This window comes from Streptomyces sp. CGMCC 4.7035 (genome assembly GCF_031583065.1).
GTDB lineage: Bacteria > Actinomycetota > Actinomycetes > Streptomycetales > Streptomycetaceae > Streptomyces > Streptomyces yaanensis.
Map to the genome: position 1 here is coordinate 3,315,571 of NZ_CP134053.1, position 16,890 is coordinate 3,332,460.

Below are 16,890 nucleotides of genomic sequence, written 5' to 3' on the forward strand. Positions count from 1 at the left end.
GCTTGCCGTCCACCACTGACAATGCCCGTCCCGTACCCGCTGGTTCGCCCGCTCAGCGGAGGCGAAACTCTTGAAATCCCTTGTGGCGGGACGTTTCTACGGTGGAGAGCACGGGCTTTCGGCCGTCTCGGCGACGGTCGAGCCGAGTGCGGCAACGGGGTGCGCGATCTGCTCACCGTGCTCGGGATCGAGCCGGCCACGCCGTTGGGGTACTCGCTGGGCGGCGGGGTCGCGACGCAGTGCGTCCAGCAGTTCCCCGGGAGGCAGCGAGCGGCTGGTTCTGGTCGGCGTCCGGGAAGGGGGCCGGGAGGTCGCCCCGGTGCCGAGGGCCGTCTCCCTCCCGGGCGACTCGCCGGAGCCGCTGAGCCTCGTGGCCGCGCTGCCCGGCGCGACCTTACGCAGCGCCTTCGTCCGCATGCTGCGGGCCGTGGTCGACTGGAGCGGGCAGGCGGTGCCCCTGCTCGATCGCTGCGTCCGGCCGACGGCATGCCCACGATGCTGATCCGGGCCGACCGGGACAGCGCGGGGCCGGTGCGGCACGCGTCCGGCGCGCACCGCCTGCCCGGAGGCGCGGAGCCGCGTTCTCGCGAGTTCCTGTCCCTGGCGGACGGAATGGACGGATTTCAGCCGAGCATGCTGCCGCGACCGGGACAGCGTGGTGCCGGTGCGGCACGCGTCCGGCGCGCGCCGCCTGCCCGGAGGCGCGCGAGGACGTCCGCCGCGTTCGGCTGTCGTGGGCCGGCGGGTTGCTCAGGGCCGTACGGTCATCACCTGCCGGGCCGGGCGGCCGGGTCGGGGGTGTCGTCGGCTGAGGCGCCCGGCCGGGAAGCCGAAGCCGTGCGCTGTTGGGCCTTGGGGGCGTTTTGGCCCTGCGCCGTCCCGATGACCGCCTCCCACTCGGCCCCGGTCAGCGGCGGGGCCGTCAGTCCGGGTCGGCGTGGACCGCGCAGGACCGCGATCGCCACCGACGGCCGCAGCAGCTCGCTCACCGGCTTCGACAGCGTGACCACGTCGAAGAACGCCCGGGCCACCAGCGGACGCCCGGTCGCGGTGAGCATCAGCCGGTTGACGTACGCGCCGAGGAGACGGTTCGCGACGCCCGGGGCCTTGCCGACCGCGCCCGGGTAGTGGATGTCCGTGCTGGTCGCGAACTCCCAGGCCGTCGCCACCGGACGGGCCACCGCCCGCTGTATGCGACGGGCGAGCCCCGGCGCTGTCAGCCCGTGCTCGGCCACCAGCTCGCCCAGCGCCACCGCGCCCAGCGCGGCCACGGACAGCCCGTGCCCGTAGACCGGGTTGTACGTGGCCACCGAGTCGCCGATCGCCACGAACCCCTCGGGCCAGCTCTTGACCTTCTCGTAGAACCGTCGGCGGTTGACCGTGCTGCGCGTGACGACCGGGTCCGACAGCGGCTCCGCGTGGGCGATGAGCTCGCCCACGACCGGATGCCGCACGCTCTCCCGCGCGAAGGTCTCGAACTCCTCGGCGGATGTGGGCGGTTCACCGCCCCGCGTGCCGGAGAGCGTCACCAGCCACCGCCCGCCCTCGATGGGCTCGATGGTCGTCGTCCTCCCCGGCACCGGCACGGTCGCGTCCGACTGCACGTTGACCAGCGGGAATTCCTCCGTGCCCGGCGGCGCCCGGAAGATCCGGCTGGAGTAGGCGAGCCCGGAGTCCACCTGCTCCAGCGGCGCCTCGGGCACACCCAGCGCCTCCAGCCACACCGAGGCCCGCGAACCGCGACCCGAGGCGTCGACGATCAGGTCGGCCGCGAGCAGCCGTTCCTCGTCGTCGGGCGTCCGTACCCGCACGCCCGTCACCCGGGACGCGTCGCCCTCCAGGGACAGCAGTTCGCTGCGCTGCAGCAGAGTGACGCGTTCGCTCCTGGTGACCCGTTCGCGCACCACCCAGTCGAGCAGATCACGGCTGCACGCGATCATGAACTGCATTTCGGGCCAGCGCCGGAACCAGCCCCGTGGCTGCATCGACACGAGCCCCGTCGGCAGCGGAATCCGCCGGGCGCCCGCCGCCAGCCACGCGTCGGTCACCCCCGGCAGCAGCTGTTCCATGGCACGGGCGCCCCCGGACCAGATCACGTGCACATGCCGGGCCTGCGGAAGTCCCTTGCGGGGCTCGGGGCCCTCGGGCAGCACGTCCCGGTCGACGACGGTGACGTCGGCGTACGTGCTCAGCACCGAGGCGGCCAGCATGCCGGCCATACCGCCGCCGATGACGACGGCCCGACGGGATGCCGCACCCGTGGAGGTGCTAGCGGGTTTGCTCATGGAAGTCGCTTCCTGGCCTGGTCGCGACCGGCCCCCTGGCGGCCGCGACGACGGGTGACTGACGCAGGGCGGCCGACATCCGCACGAGGTCGCGGGGACCCTCGGGGGACGCGGTCGGGGCGTGGCTCGCCCCCGCCGAACTGATCACCCTGCCCTCCGGATCGGCTGCCCTCGCCCGCACCGCCACCGCCACCATCGCGGCGTCGGCCTCGGCCTGCGCCTGGGCGGGGTCGGAGCCCGCCGCCACGGCGGCGTCGTAGGCGCGGGAGCGCACCTCGGAGTCGAAGTAGGGGTACAGGCTGAGCATGCCGTCGTGGATGTCGGACTCCCGCTGCGTCACCTGGAGTTCGGCCGGCGACCACCAGGAGATCCGCACCCCGTGGTCCCCATGGGGGGACACCGATCGCAGCTCGCGCCACAGCGGCCCGAGCCGACGGTACGTCGACCAGGTGCTCCAGCTGTCCCCGACGCGCTGGCAGGCCAGCGGGAGACAGAAGCCGACCGCGCTGATCTGCGCCCCTGCGGAGGCCAGCACGGGCGCCACGTCGCTGCTCAGATAGTCGAGGTCGTGGCCGTTCCAGCGGGCGATGACGGCGGTGAACTTGGTCGTCAGGTAGGCCAGGTTGAAGAGATAGCCGGTCACGATGATCAGCAGCCCGGCGCGCAGCCAGCCACGCACCTGGAGCGCCCAGCGCCCGCACATGAAGTTCATCGCGACGCCCGCGACGGTGAGCGCCATCAGGTACAGCACGATCATCTCGCGTATGTACGGCGTGCGGGCGTAGTACGTGTCGAAGTCGACCAGCCGCTCCACCGGCACGTCACCGAGCATGAACAGCGTGATCAAGGCGACGATCACCAGGCCGTACCCGGCGATGATCAGCCGGGTGGTGCGGCGGGTCTCCTCGGGCGGTCCGCCGCGCCAGTTGACGACGAGCACCAGACAGGACGCGCTGAACGCGCTCAGCAGGCAGTAGACGAGCGGCGCCGAGACATTGGTGACGCCCGTGAGGTCGTTGACCTTCCCGATCGTCGGCGGCGCGGCGAAGAAGAACACCAGCCCGGCCAGTGCGAGCAGCGCGCACACCGACCGCAACAGCGGATCGCGCCACGAACGGCTCAGCGCGGGCGCCTTGACGGTGAGCGCCACGCCCATCGCGGCGGCGGGTATGTAGTAGCTGGAACCGTCCATGGCGGCGTCTTCGCCCTTCAGCCCTGCGGTCCGCGATAACCCAGCGAGGCCTCGATCCGCCCCGCCAGATCGTCCCGCTTGACAGGCCCACGCAGCGCCGAACCGGCCAGCCAGATACGGCACTTGCTGGCCAGGAGCAGCCCGAAGCTCTCGGCCTCCTTCTCGTCCGAGAGGTCGAAGTGCGTACGGGCGGCGACCTTGTGGACGGTCGCCTGCAGATCGGCGGTGTCGCTCAGCAGGCGTGCCGCGACCACGGCGCCCTCCACATGGTGGCCGTGATGCCCGGCGTTCATGTGCCACAGCTCGTGGCCGAGGATCACCAACTGGTGGTCGGGGGCGGTGCGTTCCTCGATGACGACGAGGTCCTGGTCGGCCATGTCGAGCCACAGACCGCTGGCCGTGCCGGGCGGGAAGGGGGCCGTGCGGAACTGGACGGGACGGCCGCGGCGTCTGCCCATGCCGTCGCACAGCGCGGCGTACAGGTCGGCGGGTTCCGCCGGCGCCGGGAGCGACAGCTCCCCGACCAACTCGCCGCACAGACGGCGCATTTCCCTTCCGATGCCCACGCTTCTCCCCCGGATCAGGACTCGGGCCGCTTGACGCTCTCCAGCAGCATGTCCAGCCATTCCGCGACCTTGTCGCGGTGCTGGTCGGTGGGCAGCTGGGCCGCCCGCCAGGCGATGCCGCGCACGCCGTGGTCCTGCAGCAGCCGCTCCAGCGGGTCGTCGGCGACCTCGGCCGCCTCGCGCTCACGGTCGGCGAGCCGCTGGAGGAGCTCCTGCTCGGAGCGCTGGAGGGCGTTCGCGAGCGCCTCGGGGTCCTCGGCCGTGAGGAACCCGGCATGCACTCTGAAGAAACGCTGAATGGCGTCGCAGTGCTCCATGGTGGGGCGCCGGTCGCCATTGATGAGGGCACCCGCCTGCTGGCGCGACATACCCGCGCCGTCGGCGATCTCCTGCTGGGTGTACTTGCGTCCGTTGGGCTTGAGCCGGGTGCGGCGCAGCAGGTCGAGTCGTTGCAGGAAACGGGCCTGAAGATCCGGCTCCCCGGCGGGCACCCCGCTCAGCAGGGCCTTCACCACCGGCTCCGGGACGCCGGATTCGACCGACAGGCGCGGGACGTCGAAGATCTCCGCGTGCGGCACGCCCAGCCGGTCGGCGAGGGCGGTGACACGGGCCGCGACGGCCGGCAGCAGACCCGTCGCCGTGGCGCCCGGAACCTCGAAGCCATCCGTCACCGACAGATCTCCTACGTCTCTCTCATACTCATATCGTTCTCATGGTCGTCCGGAACCATCCGGAGGGTAGCCCGTCTCTCGAACTCACATCCAGGTCTCGCCACAACTGTGGCGAGATTCGGCCGTCAACCGACGCCAAATGCCACGATAGTTGACACGGCTCCTGCCGGGGCCGCAGGATCAAGGCGCCGCGTGAAGGCCGCAAGGGCAAGAGGGGTGACCTCCCGATGGCGTTTCAGGCAGGAGGGCAGCGGTCGCAGCCGCGACCCGTCCCCGAGAGTCCGGAAGCACGGGCGTATCTGCGGGACTACGCCACGCTCCTCGAAGCCGTCCCCTTCCCGTCCGTCGTCTTCGACCACCGCTGGGACGTCGTCCTCACCAACACCGCGTATCGGACGCTCTTCCGCTCGGTCGCGCCGCATCCGACGGCCATGCCGGGCGACAACTTCCTGCGGTTCGTGCTGTTCCACCCGGACGCGGGCACGATCCTCGGCGAGCACGAGTCGAGCTGGTGCCTGCCCATGCTGGCGCACTTCGCCGCGGCGGTGGAGCGGCACGGGCACGACCACGGGCTGCAGTCCATCCGCCGGGACATCGCCCAGGACCCGATCATGGAGGCCGCCTACCGGGAAGGCCTGCCGCACTGGATCCGCGCGGTCGGACCGCATGCCGTGGAGCACGACGGGGCGGTGCGCCCGTTGCTGCACCCCGACCCGCGCTGGGGCTCCGACTGCCGTGTGGTGGGGGAGACCCCCAAGACCCTGGGGGACATGGGCTATTCGCGGCTGACGCTGGTGCTGCGCGAGGCGCGCCGCCCGACGCCCGCCCCGCCCCCGGTGCGTCGCCCCCGGCGTGCGGCGGGCCACCTCAGCGTGGTGCCCGCACCGCGGGACTGATGTCCTCGGGGCCCGGTTCGCCTCCGGGGCCCCTGAGCCCCTTCGGCTCACTCGCCGGCCTCTCCGGAGCCCCGGCACCGTCGGCGTTCAGGTCGCCGACGGCGCCGGGGCTCGTTCTGGTCAGAGGCCCTCAGTCGCGGGTGCGGTAGAGCCTGTTGGTCAGCCGCAGGCTCATCGCTGCCACCGCGGTGAGACGCACGTGCCGGTGCCGGTGCCGGTGCCGGTACCGGTGAAGCCGTAGTGTGTGCCGTCTGCGGGTGCGTCGTGGCTTGTCGCGCAGTTCCCCGCGCCCCTTTGGGCGCTGCCGAACCCGACTCCGGGGCCGTGACCGCCACCCCGTACCGGCTGTTGCCGCACTCCGTAGTCAGCCGTCCACGTACTCAGCCGTCGACATGGCCGCCCAGGTACTCAGCCGTCGACGACGAGCACGAGCGGAACACCGTCGCACGGAACCAGGCGCAGGTTCCCCCAGGTGTCCGGCCGCCCCCGCTCCAGCACGGCCGCGAAGTCCGGCCCCTTGGTGAGCGAACCGGCCAGATGCGCCGGGTCGGCCGAGGCGGCCACGCGCCCGCGCGCGTTGACCAGGTGGGCGGACCTCGGCAGCCCGCGCAGCAGTGGCAGCACGGCCGCCTCGAAGTGCCGCAGATACACGTCGGCCGCGGCCACGCCCGCGAAGCGCCCCTCCATGTGCACGGGCGCCGACAGCGTGAGGCTGTACTCGTCGGAGCAGAGGTAGTCCACGTACGGACCGGCCACCGCCCGCCGCCCCGTGTCGCGGGGCAGCGCGAACCAGTCCCAGTGCGTGTAGTCGGAGTACGCCGAGTGCGCCGGATCCAGGTCGAGCAGCAGCGGCCGTACGTCCCCGTCCGCGCCGCTCTGCCACCACTCCAGCCACGCCGGTACGTCGCTCAGCAACCCCGGGGCGGCCACGAACCCCACGCCGGACACCAGCTCCTGCCGCGCCAGCCGCGCATGGAGTCCCGGACGCAGCCGCGCCAGGTCCACCGTCGCGGGCCGCCGCCCCTGGCCGGCCACCCGCGTCAGCAGGGCCGTCGTATCGGCGCGGGTCTCCGCGACGGCGTCGAAGACCGTCTCCAGGGCGGAGCGGACCTGCCCCGCCACATCCGCCTCGGGCAGTGCGACCAGACCGGGGCTCTGGCTCATGGCGCCCTCCAGCGCGTGGACCGGATGCCGGCGCGTTACAGGGCGAGACGCAGCGCGATGAGCCGTGCCGTCGATTCCTTCACGCACCGCTCGGCCAGCTCCCTGGCCGAATCGTGCGCCCCATCCTGCACGGCGGAGATCACGGAGCGATGACGGTCCGCCACCTCTTCGCGATAGGCGTCGTCCCCGAGCACGAGGCACAGCAGCGCCCCGACCTCCGTCTGGAGCGCGACCTGCTCCCGGGTGAGCCGGGCCGACTGAGCGGCGGCGGCCAGCTCCACATGGAAGCGGCCGTACACCCGGCTGCGCGCCGCCGCGTCCTCGGCCGCCGCGAACTCCTCCAAGGTGCGCCGCAGTTGCTGCAGGTCGTCCGGCTCGGTGCGCTGGGCCGCGAGCCGGGCGGCGGCGCCGGAGACCGCTGCCCAGTGGTCGCCGAGGTCGCGCAGCTCCTCGGTGCCCCAGCCGGCCAGCCGTGCCCTGATCCGCTCCTCCGCCGGGTCCTCGGGCAGCGAGACGAAGCTCCCGCCGCCGCGCCCCCGCCGGGTGGTGACCAGACCCTGCTGCCGCAGCGCCATGAGCGCCTCCCGCAGAGTCACGGTGGACACGCCGAGCTGCCCCGCCAGCTCGCTCTCGCCCGGCAGCTGCTCCCCGTCGGCGAGCAGCCCGAGCTCGATGGCGTCGCCGAGCCGGCGGACGACCGTCTCCACGCGCGCCCGGGTGTCCACGGGAGTGAACACGGCTCTCCGGGCCCCGCCGCCTCTGTTGTGCTTCACGGCCACCACCTTGTGCGTTGACTCAACCTTTACCTTAAAGGGGTCTTGAGCTTTGAACTATGACTTCATATCTTTTCGCTTGCGTCACGTGAACGGAAGAGTGCACCAGAAAGGTTCCCGCCCATGGAGGGAAGCGCGATCCGGCTGCAGGGTCTGCGGAAGGAGTTCGCCGGTACGACGGCCGTGGCCGGGGTCGACCTGGAGATATCCGACGGCGAGTTCTTCTCGATGCTCGGCCCGTCCGGCTCCGGCAAGACGACCGTCCTGCGCATGATCGCGGGCTTCGAGAGCCCGACCTCGGGAACCATCGAGCTGGCCGGTCAGGAGGTCACGGGCCTCGCGCCCTTCGAGCGGGATGTGCACACCGTCTTCCAGGACTACGCGCTCTTCCCGCACATGACCGTCGAGCAGAACGTCGCCTACGGCCTCAAGGTCCGCAAGGTGCCCAAGGCCGAGCGGCTCCAGCGGGCCCGCGAGGCGCTCGCCGACGTACGCCTCGAAGGGTTCGGCAAGCGGCGGCCGGGTCAGCTCTCCGGCGGCCAGCGGCAGCGTGTCGCGCTCGCCCGCGCCCTCGTCGGCCGCCCCCGCCTGCTGCTGCTCGACGAGCCGCTCGGCGCGCTCGACCTCAAGCTGCGCGAGCAGATGCAGGTCGAGCTCAAGGCGCTGCAGCGCGAGGTCGGCATCACCTTCGTGTTCGTCACCCACGACCAGGAGGAGGCCCTGACGATGAGCGACCGCATCGCCGTCTTCAACCAGGGCCGCATCGAACAGGTCGGCACCGCGGCCGAGATCTACGAGCGCCCCGCCACCGCGTTCGTCGCCTCCTTCGTCGGCACCTCGAACCTGCTGGAGGGCGAGGCGGCGCGGCGGGTCACCGGCGCGCCCGGCACGTACAGCATCAGGCCCGAGAAGATCCGGGTCCTCAAGGAGTCCGCCATCGCGGACGAGCCGGAGCACTCCACCGCCATCGGCACGGTCGCCGAAGTGGTCTACCTGGGAGACGCCACCCGTTTCCTCGTGGACCTCGACGCGGGCGGCCGCCTCACCGCGCTCCAGCAGAACCTGGAGACCTCCTCCGAGGACGTCGCCGCCTTCCGCGGCACCCGGGTACGCCTCCAGTGGCACCGCCGCCACGCCGTCCAGGTCCCCGACGCCCGCTGACCCCCCACGCCAGTCCCCTCACGTATGGAGAACGTCGTGCGTCCCACTCGTATCTTCCAAGCCGCCGCCACCGTCGCGGTGCTGCTGGCCGCCACCGCCTGTGGCTCCTCCGGCTCGGGCGGCTCGTCCTCGTCCACCGGTCTCAACCCGCCCGACCTGAAGGCGCAATCGAAGCTCGGCAAGAACGAGGGGCAGGTCAACCTCATCGCCTGGGCCGGCTATGTCGAGGACGGCTCCAACGACCCCAAGGTCGACTGGGTCAGCGACTTCCAGAAGCAGACCGGCTGCCAGGTCCACTCCAAGGTCGCGGCCAGCTCCGACGAGATGGTCAAGCTGATGAAGACCGGCGAGTACGACGCCGTCTCCGCCTCCGGCGACGCCTCCCTGCGCCTGATCGCCTCCGGTGACGCGGCACCGGTCAACACCGACCTCGTGCCGAACTACAAGGACGTCTTCAGCGACCTGAAGCTCCAGGCGTGGAACTCCGTCAAGGGCAAGGCGTACGGCATCCCGCACGGCCGCGGCGCCAACCTGCTGATGTACAACACGGAGAAGGTCAAGCCCGCGCCGACCTCCTGGTCCGCCGTCTTCGACGACGCGGCGAAGTACAAGGGCCACGTGACGGCGTACGACTCCCCGATCTACATCGCCGACGCGGCGCTCTACCTGAAGGCCACCAAGCCCGAGCTGAAGATCAAGGACCCGTACGCGCTCGACCAGAAGCAGTTCGACGCGGCCGTCGCCCTGCTGAAGCAGCAGAACGGATACGTCGGCGAGTACTGGAGCGACTACCTCAAGGAGATCTCCGCCTTCAAGAGCGGTGACTCCGTGGTCGGCACCACCTGGCAGGTCATCGCCAACCTCACGCAGGGTGAGGGCGCCAAGGTCAAGGCGTTCGTGCCCAAGGAGGGCTCGACCGGCTGGTCCGACACCTGGATGCTCTCCGCCAAGGCCAAGCACCCTAACTGCGCCTACCAGTGGATGAACTGGATCATCTCGCCGAAGGTCAACGCGCAGGTCGCCGAGTACTTCGGAGAGGCCCCGGCCAACGCCAAGGGCTGCGAGGAGACCAGCGACAAGAACTTCTGCACCACCTTCCACGCCGCCGACACGGCCTACTGGAAGAACATCGCCTTCTGGAACACGCCCATCGAGCAGTGCCTCGACGGCCGCACCGACGTCAAGTGCGTGCCGTACGCCAAGTGGGTGCAGGCCTGGACCGAGATCAAGGGCTGAGGACTTCACGATGACCGCCACCCAGCCTGCCGCCGGACGGGCCCCCGTCCGGCGGCTCGCCGGGCTGCTGCACCGCCGCCCGCGGCTGCGGCTGTCCCTGCTGCTGACCGCCCCCCTGCTGTGGCTGGCCGTGCTCTATCTCGGCTCGCTCGGCGTACTGTTCGTCTCGGCGTTCTGGACGACAGACTCCTTCACCTCCGAGGTCGTGAAGGTCTGGTCGACGGACAACTTCCACGCGCTGCTGACGACACCCGTGTTCCGCCAGGTGATCCTGCGCAGTATCGGCGTGGCCCTCGCGGTCACCGCCCTGTGCGCGGTCATCGCCTTCCCGCTGGCCTTCTACACCGCACGTGTGGCGAAGCCCAGGTGGCGCCCCCTGCTGGTGGTCGCGATCCTCACCCCGTTGTGGGCGAGCTACCTGGTCAAGGTGTACGCGTGGCGGCTGATCCTGTCCCAGGGCGGGCTCGCCGACTGGATGCTGGAGCCGTTCGGGCTGAGCGGACCCGGGTTCGGACTGCCCGCGGCCGTGCTGACGCTGACGTACCTCTGGCTGCCGTACATGATCCTGCCCATTCACACGGCGCTGGAGCAGCTGCCCGCGAACCTCCTCGACGCGTCCGCCGACCTGGGGGCGCGGCCCGGCCGCACCTTCCGCTCGGTCGTGCTGCCGATGGTGCTGCCGTCCGTGGCCGCCGGCTCGGTCTTCACCTTCTCGCTCAGCCTCGGCGACTACATCACCGTGCAGATCGTCGGCGGCAAGACCCAGCTGATCGGCAACCTCGTCTACTCCAACATCGAACTCAACCTGCCCATGGCCGCCGCCCTCGGCACGGTTCCGGTGGTGGTCATCGTGCTGTACCTGCTGGCCATGCGCCGCACGGGCGCGCTCAGCAGCCTGTAGAACTCGGCCGCCCGTAGAACTCGGCCGCCCATAGATTTTGGCCGCCCCACAGAACTCGGCCGCCGTGGAACTCAGCGGCCTCCAGAACTCGGCAGCCTCCAGAAGAGGTCCCTCGTCATGCAACTGTCCCGATCCGCGCGCATCGCGCTGCGTATCGCCGCCGGGCTCGGCTTCGCGGTGATCTACGTCCCGCTCGCGCTCGTCCTGGTCAACTCCTTCAACCCGGACCGCAGCGCGAGCTGGCCGCCCCCCGGGTGGACCTTCCACTGGTGGTCGGTGGCCTGGCAGAACTCCGGTGCCCGCAGCGCGCTGTGGGTGTCGGTGAAGGCGGGCCTCGGCGCCACGGCCATCGCGCTGGTGCTCGGTACGCTGATCGCGTTCGCGGTGGCCCGGCACCGCTTCTTCGGCCGCGACGCCATCTCGTTCGTGGTCGTCCTGCCGATCGCGCTGCCCGGCATCGTCACGGGCATCGCGCTCAACTCGGCGTTCGGCACGGTCCTGGAACCGCTCGGTGTCGGCCTGGGTCTGTTCACCGTGATCGTCGGACACGCCACCTTCTGCATCGTCGTCGTCTTCAACAACGTGGTCGCGCGACTGCGCCGCACCTCCGGCACGTACGAGGAAGCGGCCATGGACCTGGGCGCCGACACCTTCCGCGCCTTCGTCGACGTCACGTTCCCGCTGGTGCGCTCGGCGCTGCTGGCGGGCGCGCTGCTCGCGTTCGCGCTGTCCTTCGACGAGATCGTGGTGACGACGTTCACGGCCGGCCCCGGCATCGAGACGCTCCCGATCTGGATCTTCAACAACATGACACGCCCTCAGCAGGCCCCGGTCGTGAACGTGGTGGCCGCGGTACTCGTCCTGTTGTCGGTGATCCCGATCTACGTCGCCCAGCGCCTGTCGGCGGACACGGCGACGGAGAGCAGGATCTAGAGCCGGTTCCCGTATCCGCCCGCCGCTCATCGGACCGAAGCCGTCGGCGGACGCTCCCGTACGGCGCCGTAGGCGAAGAAATACGCCGGCAGCCGGCGCAGCCACCGAGAGGTGGTGAGCAGCTCCGTCACGCGCCGCGCCCGCTTGCCGTCGCCGAAGGGCGGTCGTCCCGCCAGCAGTTGCCCGATGACCCGCGCGTGCGCGATCCGCTGGAGCCCCTGCGTCGCGACCGTGGTGGGCCGGCGGCGGCGCTGGACACGGCGCACGTCGCTCATCCCGACGGTGCCGTCGCGGAGCGGATCGACGAGATACCGGGCGGCGGCCACGGCGTCCTGCACGGCGAGGTTGATGCCGATGCCGAAGACCGGTGACATCGCGTGTGCCGCGTCACCGATGCACAGCAGCCCCGGGCGGTGCCAGCGCCGGAGGCGGTCGAGCCGCACATCGAGCAGCTTCACCTCGTCCCAGGACCGCGGGACGTGCACCCGGTCCGCGAGCCATGGGGCGGCGTCCGCGTATGCGGACATGAACTGGTCGAGACCGGCGGCGCGGCGCCGGCCGTCGGTGCCCTTGGGGATCAGCGCGGCGCACTGCCAGTAGTCCCCCCGGTCGAGCATGGCGGCGATGAATCCGTCACCCACGGCTCCCACGAGCCCTTGCGGGTCGTCCTCCCGCCGTGGCAGCCGGAACCACCAGGCGTCCATCGGGCAGGTGAACCTCCGCAGTCCCAGTTCGGGCAGCGACCTGGCGAGCGAACCCCGGCCGTCGCACGCCACCGTGAGGAGGGCCCGCAGCTCACCGGTGCGGCCGTCGGACGTGCGATACCGCACGCCGGTGACGCGTCCGCGCTCCCTCAGGAAACCGGTGGCCTCGGTCTCCATCCGCAGCGAGAAGGACGGCTCGCGCCGAGCCTCGTCCGCGAGGAGGTCGAGCAGGTCCCACTGCGGCACCATCGCGATGTAGTTGTAGGGGCCCCGCAACGCGCCGAGGTCCCCGACGGTGACCGGGGAACGGTCCGGGCCGAGTGGCAGCTGGACCGTGGTCACATGCCGCTGCGGCAGCCGGCCGAACCTTTCGGCCAGGCCCAGCTCGTCCAGCAGCGCCAGTGTCGACGGGTGCACGGTGTCGCCGCGGAAGTCGCGCAGGAAGTCGCCGTGCTTCTCCAGGACCGTGACCTCCACCCCGGCCCGGGCCAGCAGCAGCCCGAGGACCATGCCGGCAGGACCGCCGCCCACCACACAACACGTGCTCCGCTCCATCGCAACGGCTCCCCTCTTCGCGTTCAGATTTGTCATTATTCGTAGTAAATAGTGCAAACCGTACGTTTGGAGGCGTGATGAGTCAGCAGCCGATCCTGCTGCCCTACGGCGACCCGGCCTTCGTGGCGGATCCCTTCCCCTTCTACCGGCAGCTGCGCGACGACGGCCCCGTACGGCGGGCCGTCATCGCGGGCGGACTGGAGGCCTGGCTGGTGACGCGCTACGACGACGGTCTCGCGGCCCTGTCCGACCCACGGCTGAGCAGTGACGTCCGCGACGCGTCGGATCCCCGGATCGTGGAGCGGCTGCCGGCCACGGACCGCGAGTCGATGCTGCGCACCATGCTCCGCTCCGACCCGCCCGAGCACACCCGGCTGCGCCGCCTGGTCTCACAGGCGTTCACCGCACGCAAGGTGGCCGAGTTGCGGCCCCGTGTCCAGGCGATCACCGACCGCCTGCTCGACGCGATCGTGCCCGACGGCCACGCGGACCTCGTCACGGACTTCGCGCTGCCGCTTCCGGTCACGGTGATCAGTGAGCTGCTGGGTGTGCCGGTGGAGGACCGGCACGACTTCCAGCGCTGGACCGATGCCATGATCCTCCAGGGGCCGGAGCCACCGGATCCGGCCGTGGTGGACGCGGCATGGCGGCAGATGCGCTCCTATCTGACCAAGCTTTTGGAGGTCAAGCGCGCGCGGCCGGAGGGCGACTTGCTCAGCGCGCTGATCACCGCCCGGGACGAGGAGCGGCGGCTGGACGAGGACGAGCTCATCGCCATGGCGTTCCTGCTGCTGGTGGCCGGCTACATCACCACGGTCAACCTGATCGGCAGCGGCCTGGTCGCGCTGCTCGCCCACCCCGAACAACTGCGGCTGTTGCGGCACGATCCCGAGCTGCTGCCGGGCGCGATCGAGGAGTTCCTCCGCTACGACGGGCCGGTCAACCCCGGTATCGCGCGGTTCGCGCGCGAGGACGTCGAGATCGCGGGCGTGATGATCCCCCGCGGAGCCACCATCCTGATCGCCACCGCCCTCGCCGACCGGGATCCGGCCCGGTTCCCCGACCCCGAGCGCCTGGACATCACCCGACGCGACAACCCCCATCTCGCGTTCGGGCACGGCATCCACTACTGCCTGGGTGCCCCGCTGGCCCGACTGGAGGGCCAGCTCGCCATCGCCACCGTTCTGCGCCGCCTTCCCGACCTCGCCCTGGCCGTACCACCGAGCGAGCTGCGCTGGAAGCCCGGCGGTCTGCGCGGGCCCGAGCATCTGCCCGTCACCTTCACGGCCGGCGGCGGCCGGTGACGGGCACTGGCACCGGCACTGGCACTGGAGCGCAGTGCGCAAACCACTTGCGTTTCTTGCGCTATTCTTGCGCGCATGACGCGACGACTTGCTGAGGTGGCGAAGAAGGTCGGGGTCAGTGAGGCCACGGTCAGCCGGGTGCTCAACGGCAAGCCCGGAGTCTCCGAAGCGACCCGGCAGGCGGTGCTCAGCGCGCTCGACGTCCTCGGCTACGAGCGGCCCACGCAGTTGCGCGGCGAGCGCGCACGCCTCGTCGGGCTCGTGCTCCCGGAGCTGCAGAACCCCATCTTCCCGGCGTTCGCGGAGGTCATCGGCGGCGCGCTCGCCCAGCTCGGGCTGACCCCCGTGCTGTGCACGCAGACCAGAGGCGGCGTCTCCGAGGCCGACTACGTGGCACTGCTGCTGCAACAGCAGGTCTCCGGGGTCGTCTTCGCCGGTGGCCTGTACGCGCAGGCCGACGCCCCGCACGAGCACTACCGGCAGCTCGCGGACCGCAACATCCCAGTCGTCCTGGTCAACGCGGCTATCGAGCACCTCGGCTTCCCCGGCGTCTCCTGCGACGACGCCGTGGCGGTCGAGCAGGCCTGGCGGCACCTGGCCTCGCTGGGCCATGAGCGGATCGGGCTGGTGCTCGGGCCCGGCGACCACGTGCCGTCGGCGCGGAAGCTCGCGGCGGCGCGGGCGATCGCCGGTCGGCTGCCGGACGATCACGTCGCCCGAGCCATGTTCTCGATCGAGGGCGGTCATGCGGCGGCTGCCAAGCTCATCGACCGAGGGGTCACCGGGTTCATCTGCGCCAGCGACCCGCTCGCGTTGGGAGTAATACGGGCCGCTCGACGTCGTGGGCTTGACGTACCGTCACAGATCTCCGTCGTGGGCTACGACGACTCCGCGCTGATGAACTGCACCGAACCGCCCCTCACCACCGTCCGGCAGCCCATCGAGTCGATGGGGAAAGCCGCCGTCGAGCTGCTCAACGCGCAGATCGGCGGTGGTTCCGTACCGGCCGATGAGCTGCTGTTTGAGCCCGAACTGGTGGTCCGGGGCTCGACGGCGCAAGCGCCTCGTCCCTGAGAACCGCTCAACTGTCAAATAATTTCAGATACTGCGTGACATCTTGCGAGCAGAAGCCGTCGGTGCTTGAGTGTGCGGCGCCCACCGCTCCTGCCCAGAGGGGTTCACCGATGAGAAGCACCGGTTTCCGTCGTACCTTCGTCGCGCTCAGTGTCTGCTCCCTCGCCCTCACCGCCTGCGGGTCGGGCGGCGACTCGGCGAGCGGCAAGACCCGTATCACCGTCAACTGCATGCCGCCGAAGAGCGCCAAGGTCGACCGCGGCTTCTTCGAACAGGACGTCGCCTCCTTCGAGAAGCAGAACTCGGACATCGACGTCGTCGCCCATGACGCGTTCCCCTGCCAGGACCCCAAGACCTTCGACGCCAAGCTCGCCGGCGGTCAGATGGAGGACGTGTTCTACACCTACTTCACCGACGCCCGGCACGTCGTCGACATCAACCAGGCCGCCGACATCACCGGTTACGTCAAGGAGCTGAAGAGCTACGCCACCATCCAGAAGCAGCTACGGGACATCTACACCGTCGACGGCAAGATCTACGGCGTTCCCCGCACCGGCTACTCGATGGGCCTGATCTACAACCGGGCGCTCTTCAAGAAGGCCGGACTGGACCCCGACAAGCCGCCGACGACATGGGACGAGGTCCGCGCCGACGCCAAGAAGATCGCCGCTCTCGGCGGCGGCACCGTCGGCTACGCCGACTACAGCGCCCAGAACCAAGGCGGTTGGCACTTCACCGCCGAGCTGTACTCGCAGGGCGGCGACGTGGTGAGCGCCGACGGCAAGAAGGCCACCGTCGACACCCCCGCGGGCCACGCCGTCCTGCAGAACCTGCACGACATGCGCTGGAGCGACGACTCGATGGGCAGCAAGCAGCTCCTCGTCATCAACGACGTTCAGCAGATGATGGGCTCCGGCAAGCTCGGCATGTACCTCTCCGCGCCCGACAACATCCCGATCCTGGTGAAGGAGAAGGGCGGCAACTACAAGGACCTCGCGCTCGCCCCCATGCCAGGCGGCCAGGGCACGCTCATCGGCGGCGACGGCTACATGTTCAACAAGAAGGACACACCCGCTCAGATCAGGGCCGGGCTGAAGTGGCTCGACCACATGTTCCTCACCCCCGGCCAGGGCTTCCTCGGCGACTACGCCCGCGCCAAGAAGGCGAACGCCCCGGTCGGCCTGCCCGAGCCGCGCCTGTTCACCGGCGCCGCCGACGACAAGGATCAGCAGGTCAAGAAGGCCAACGCCAACGTCCCCGTCGAGAACTACCAGGCGTTCCTCGACGGCAACCAGCACCTGCAGATGAAGATCGAGCCGCCGCAGGCGCAGCAGATCTACTCCGTTCTCGACGGCGCCGTCTCCGCCGTCCTCACCAAGAAGGACGCCGACATCGACCGGCTCCTCAAGGACGCGTCCGGCAAGATCGACGGCATCCTCGCCCGGGGCTGACGCCGATGTCCCCGGGGGTGACAC

Annotated in this window: 16 protein-coding genes; 8 read left to right on the forward strand and 8 right to left on the reverse strand. The window is 70.6% G+C overall.

Annotated features, from left to right (window positions below):
• Positions 1-96: 96 nt before the first annotated feature.
• The 5 genes from Q2K21_RS35780 to Q2K21_RS13965 all read right to left on the reverse strand — a co-directional run bounded on the left by Q2K21_RS35780 (position 97) and on the right by Q2K21_RS13965 (position 4,714).
• Complete coding sequence (locus tag Q2K21_RS35780) at positions 97-417, reverse strand: hypothetical protein (protein ID WP_386275954.1); 321 nt, start codon at positions 415-417, stop codon at positions 97-99.
• A 350-nt stretch (positions 418-767) separates the two neighbouring features.
• Complete coding sequence (locus tag Q2K21_RS13950) at positions 768-2,285, reverse strand: FAD-dependent oxidoreductase (protein WP_310770502.1); 1,518 nt, start codon at positions 2,283-2,285, stop codon at positions 768-770.
• Complete coding sequence (locus tag Q2K21_RS13955) at positions 2,269-3,477, reverse strand: MAB_1171c family putative transporter (protein WP_310770504.1); 1,209 nt, start codon at positions 3,475-3,477, stop codon at positions 2,269-2,271. The genes Q2K21_RS13950 and Q2K21_RS13955 overlap by 17 nt, the downstream gene beginning before the upstream one ends.
• A 17-nt stretch (positions 3,478-3,494) precedes the next feature.
• Positions 3,495-4,025 (reverse strand): toxin-antitoxin system, toxin component, encoded by a 531-nt coding sequence (locus Q2K21_RS13960; RefSeq protein WP_310780946.1) that lies wholly within the window; start codon positions 4,023-4,025, stop codon positions 3,495-3,497.
• Between the two features lie 32 nt (positions 4,026-4,057).
• Positions 4,058-4,714: a helix-turn-helix domain-containing protein gene (locus Q2K21_RS13965; RefSeq protein WP_310770506.1), complete on the reverse strand. Its 657-nt coding sequence runs from the start codon at positions 4,712-4,714 to the stop codon at positions 4,058-4,060.
• A gap of 227 nt (positions 4,715-4,941) precedes the next feature.
• Here Q2K21_RS13965 and Q2K21_RS13970 point away from each other — a divergent pair, with 227 nt between their 5' ends.
• Positions 4,942-5,610 carry an MmyB family transcriptional regulator gene (locus tag Q2K21_RS13970; protein ID WP_310770508.1) on the forward strand — a complete coding sequence of 223 codons (669 nt, stop codon included), beginning with the start codon at positions 4,942-4,944 and terminating at the stop codon, positions 5,608-5,610.
• A 408-nt stretch (positions 5,611-6,018) separates the two neighbouring features.
• On the opposite strand, the gene Q2K21_RS13975 is transcribed toward Q2K21_RS13970, so the two are convergent.
• Together Q2K21_RS13975 and Q2K21_RS13980 are read right to left on the reverse strand one after the other, a co-directional pair.
• Entirely contained in the window at positions 6,019-6,774 is a 756-nt protein-coding gene (locus tag Q2K21_RS13975) for a cache domain-containing protein (RefSeq protein WP_310770510.1), read from the reverse strand.
• A gap of 35 nt (positions 6,775-6,809) precedes the next feature.
• The gene (locus Q2K21_RS13980; protein WP_386275953.1) at positions 6,810-7,547 is read right to left on the reverse strand and encodes a FadR/GntR family transcriptional regulator; all 738 of its coding nucleotides are present in this window, start codon (positions 7,545-7,547) and stop codon (positions 6,810-6,812) included.
• A gap of 123 nt (positions 7,548-7,670) precedes the next feature.
• Between Q2K21_RS13980 and Q2K21_RS13985 the strand changes: the two genes are divergently transcribed.
• The 4 genes from Q2K21_RS13985 (at position 7,671) to Q2K21_RS14000 (ending at position 11,778) form a co-directional block, all read left to right on the forward strand.
• Positions 7,671-8,708, forward strand: a complete 1,038-nt coding sequence (locus Q2K21_RS13985) for an ABC transporter ATP-binding protein (protein WP_310770515.1) — start codon at positions 7,671-7,673, stop codon at positions 8,706-8,708.
• A gap of 36 nt (positions 8,709-8,744) precedes the next feature.
• Entirely contained in the window at positions 8,745-9,944 is a 1,200-nt protein-coding gene (locus tag Q2K21_RS13990) for an ABC transporter substrate-binding protein (protein ID WP_386275952.1), read from the forward strand.
• Between the two features lie 10 nt (positions 9,945-9,954).
• A complete protein-coding gene (locus Q2K21_RS13995) occupies positions 9,955-10,845 on the forward strand; it encodes an ABC transporter permease (RefSeq protein ID WP_310770519.1) in 891 nt (296 codons plus the stop codon).
• A 117-nt stretch (positions 10,846-10,962) separates the two neighbouring features.
• Positions 10,963-11,778, forward strand: a complete 816-nt coding sequence (locus tag Q2K21_RS14000; protein WP_310770521.1) for an ABC transporter permease — start codon at positions 10,963-10,965, stop codon at positions 11,776-11,778.
• 26 nt (positions 11,779-11,804) lie between these two features.
• Here the strand turns inward: Q2K21_RS14000 and Q2K21_RS14005 are convergent, their stop codons facing one another.
• Complete coding sequence (locus Q2K21_RS14005; protein WP_310770523.1) at positions 11,805-13,037, reverse strand: FAD-dependent oxidoreductase; 1,233 nt, start codon at positions 13,035-13,037, stop codon at positions 11,805-11,807.
• Positions 13,038-13,114: 77 nt separating this feature from the next.
• On the opposite strand from Q2K21_RS14005, the gene Q2K21_RS14010 reads away from it, so the two are divergent.
• The 3 genes from Q2K21_RS14010 (at position 13,115) to Q2K21_RS14020 (ending at position 16,866) form a co-directional block, all read left to right on the forward strand.
• Complete coding sequence (locus Q2K21_RS14010) at positions 13,115-14,341, forward strand: cytochrome P450 family protein (RefSeq protein ID WP_310770525.1); 1,227 nt, start codon at positions 13,115-13,117, stop codon at positions 14,339-14,341.
• Between the two features lie 75 nt (positions 14,342-14,416).
• Positions 14,417-15,415, forward strand: a complete 999-nt coding sequence (locus Q2K21_RS14015; protein ID WP_310770527.1) for a LacI family DNA-binding transcriptional regulator — start codon at positions 14,417-14,419, stop codon at positions 15,413-15,415.
• A gap of 110 nt (positions 15,416-15,525) precedes the next feature.
• A complete protein-coding gene (locus tag Q2K21_RS14020) occupies positions 15,526-16,866 on the forward strand; it encodes an ABC transporter substrate-binding protein (protein ID WP_310770529.1) in 1,341 nt (446 codons plus the stop codon).
• Positions 16,867-16,890 lie beyond the last annotated feature (24 nt).

Coding starts and splice junctions, on each gene's coding strand:
- Q2K21_RS14005 (WP_310770523.1), bottom strand. CDS start 13,037: ATGGAGCGGAGCACGTGTTGTGTGGTGGGCGGCGGTCCTGCCGGCATG.
- Q2K21_RS13960 (WP_310780946.1), bottom strand. CDS start 4,025: ATGCGCCGTCTGTGCGGCGAGTTGGTCGGGGAGCTGTCGCTCCCGGCG.
- Q2K21_RS14010 (WP_310770525.1), top strand. CDS start 13,115: ATGAGTCAGCAGCCGATCCTGCTGCCCTACGGCGACCCGGCCTTCGTG.
- Q2K21_RS13950 (WP_310770502.1), bottom strand. CDS start 2,285: ATGAGCAAACCCGCTAGCACCTCCACGGGTGCGGCATCCCGTCGGGCC.
- Q2K21_RS14020 (WP_310770529.1), top strand. CDS start 15,526: ATGAGAAGCACCGGTTTCCGTCGTACCTTCGTCGCGCTCAGTGTCTGC.
- Q2K21_RS13995 (WP_310770519.1), top strand. CDS start 9,955: ATGACCGCCACCCAGCCTGCCGCCGGACGGGCCCCCGTCCGGCGGCTC.
- Q2K21_RS35780 (WP_386275954.1), bottom strand. CDS start 417: ATGCGGACGAAGGCGCTGCGTAAGGTCGCGCCGGGCAGCGCGGCCACG.
- Q2K21_RS14015 (WP_310770527.1), top strand. CDS start 14,417: ATGACGCGACGACTTGCTGAGGTGGCGAAGAAGGTCGGGGTCAGTGAG.
- Q2K21_RS13955 (WP_310770504.1), bottom strand. CDS start 3,477: ATGGACGGTTCCAGCTACTACATACCCGCCGCCGCGATGGGCGTGGCG.
- Q2K21_RS13975 (WP_310770510.1), bottom strand. CDS start 6,774: ATGAGCCAGAGCCCCGGTCTGGTCGCACTGCCCGAGGCGGATGTGGCG.
- Q2K21_RS13985 (WP_310770515.1), top strand. CDS start 7,671: ATGGAGGGAAGCGCGATCCGGCTGCAGGGTCTGCGGAAGGAGTTCGCC.
- Q2K21_RS14000 (WP_310770521.1), top strand. CDS start 10,963: ATGCAACTGTCCCGATCCGCGCGCATCGCGCTGCGTATCGCCGCCGGG.
- Q2K21_RS13970 (WP_310770508.1), top strand. CDS start 4,942: ATGGCGTTTCAGGCAGGAGGGCAGCGGTCGCAGCCGCGACCCGTCCCC.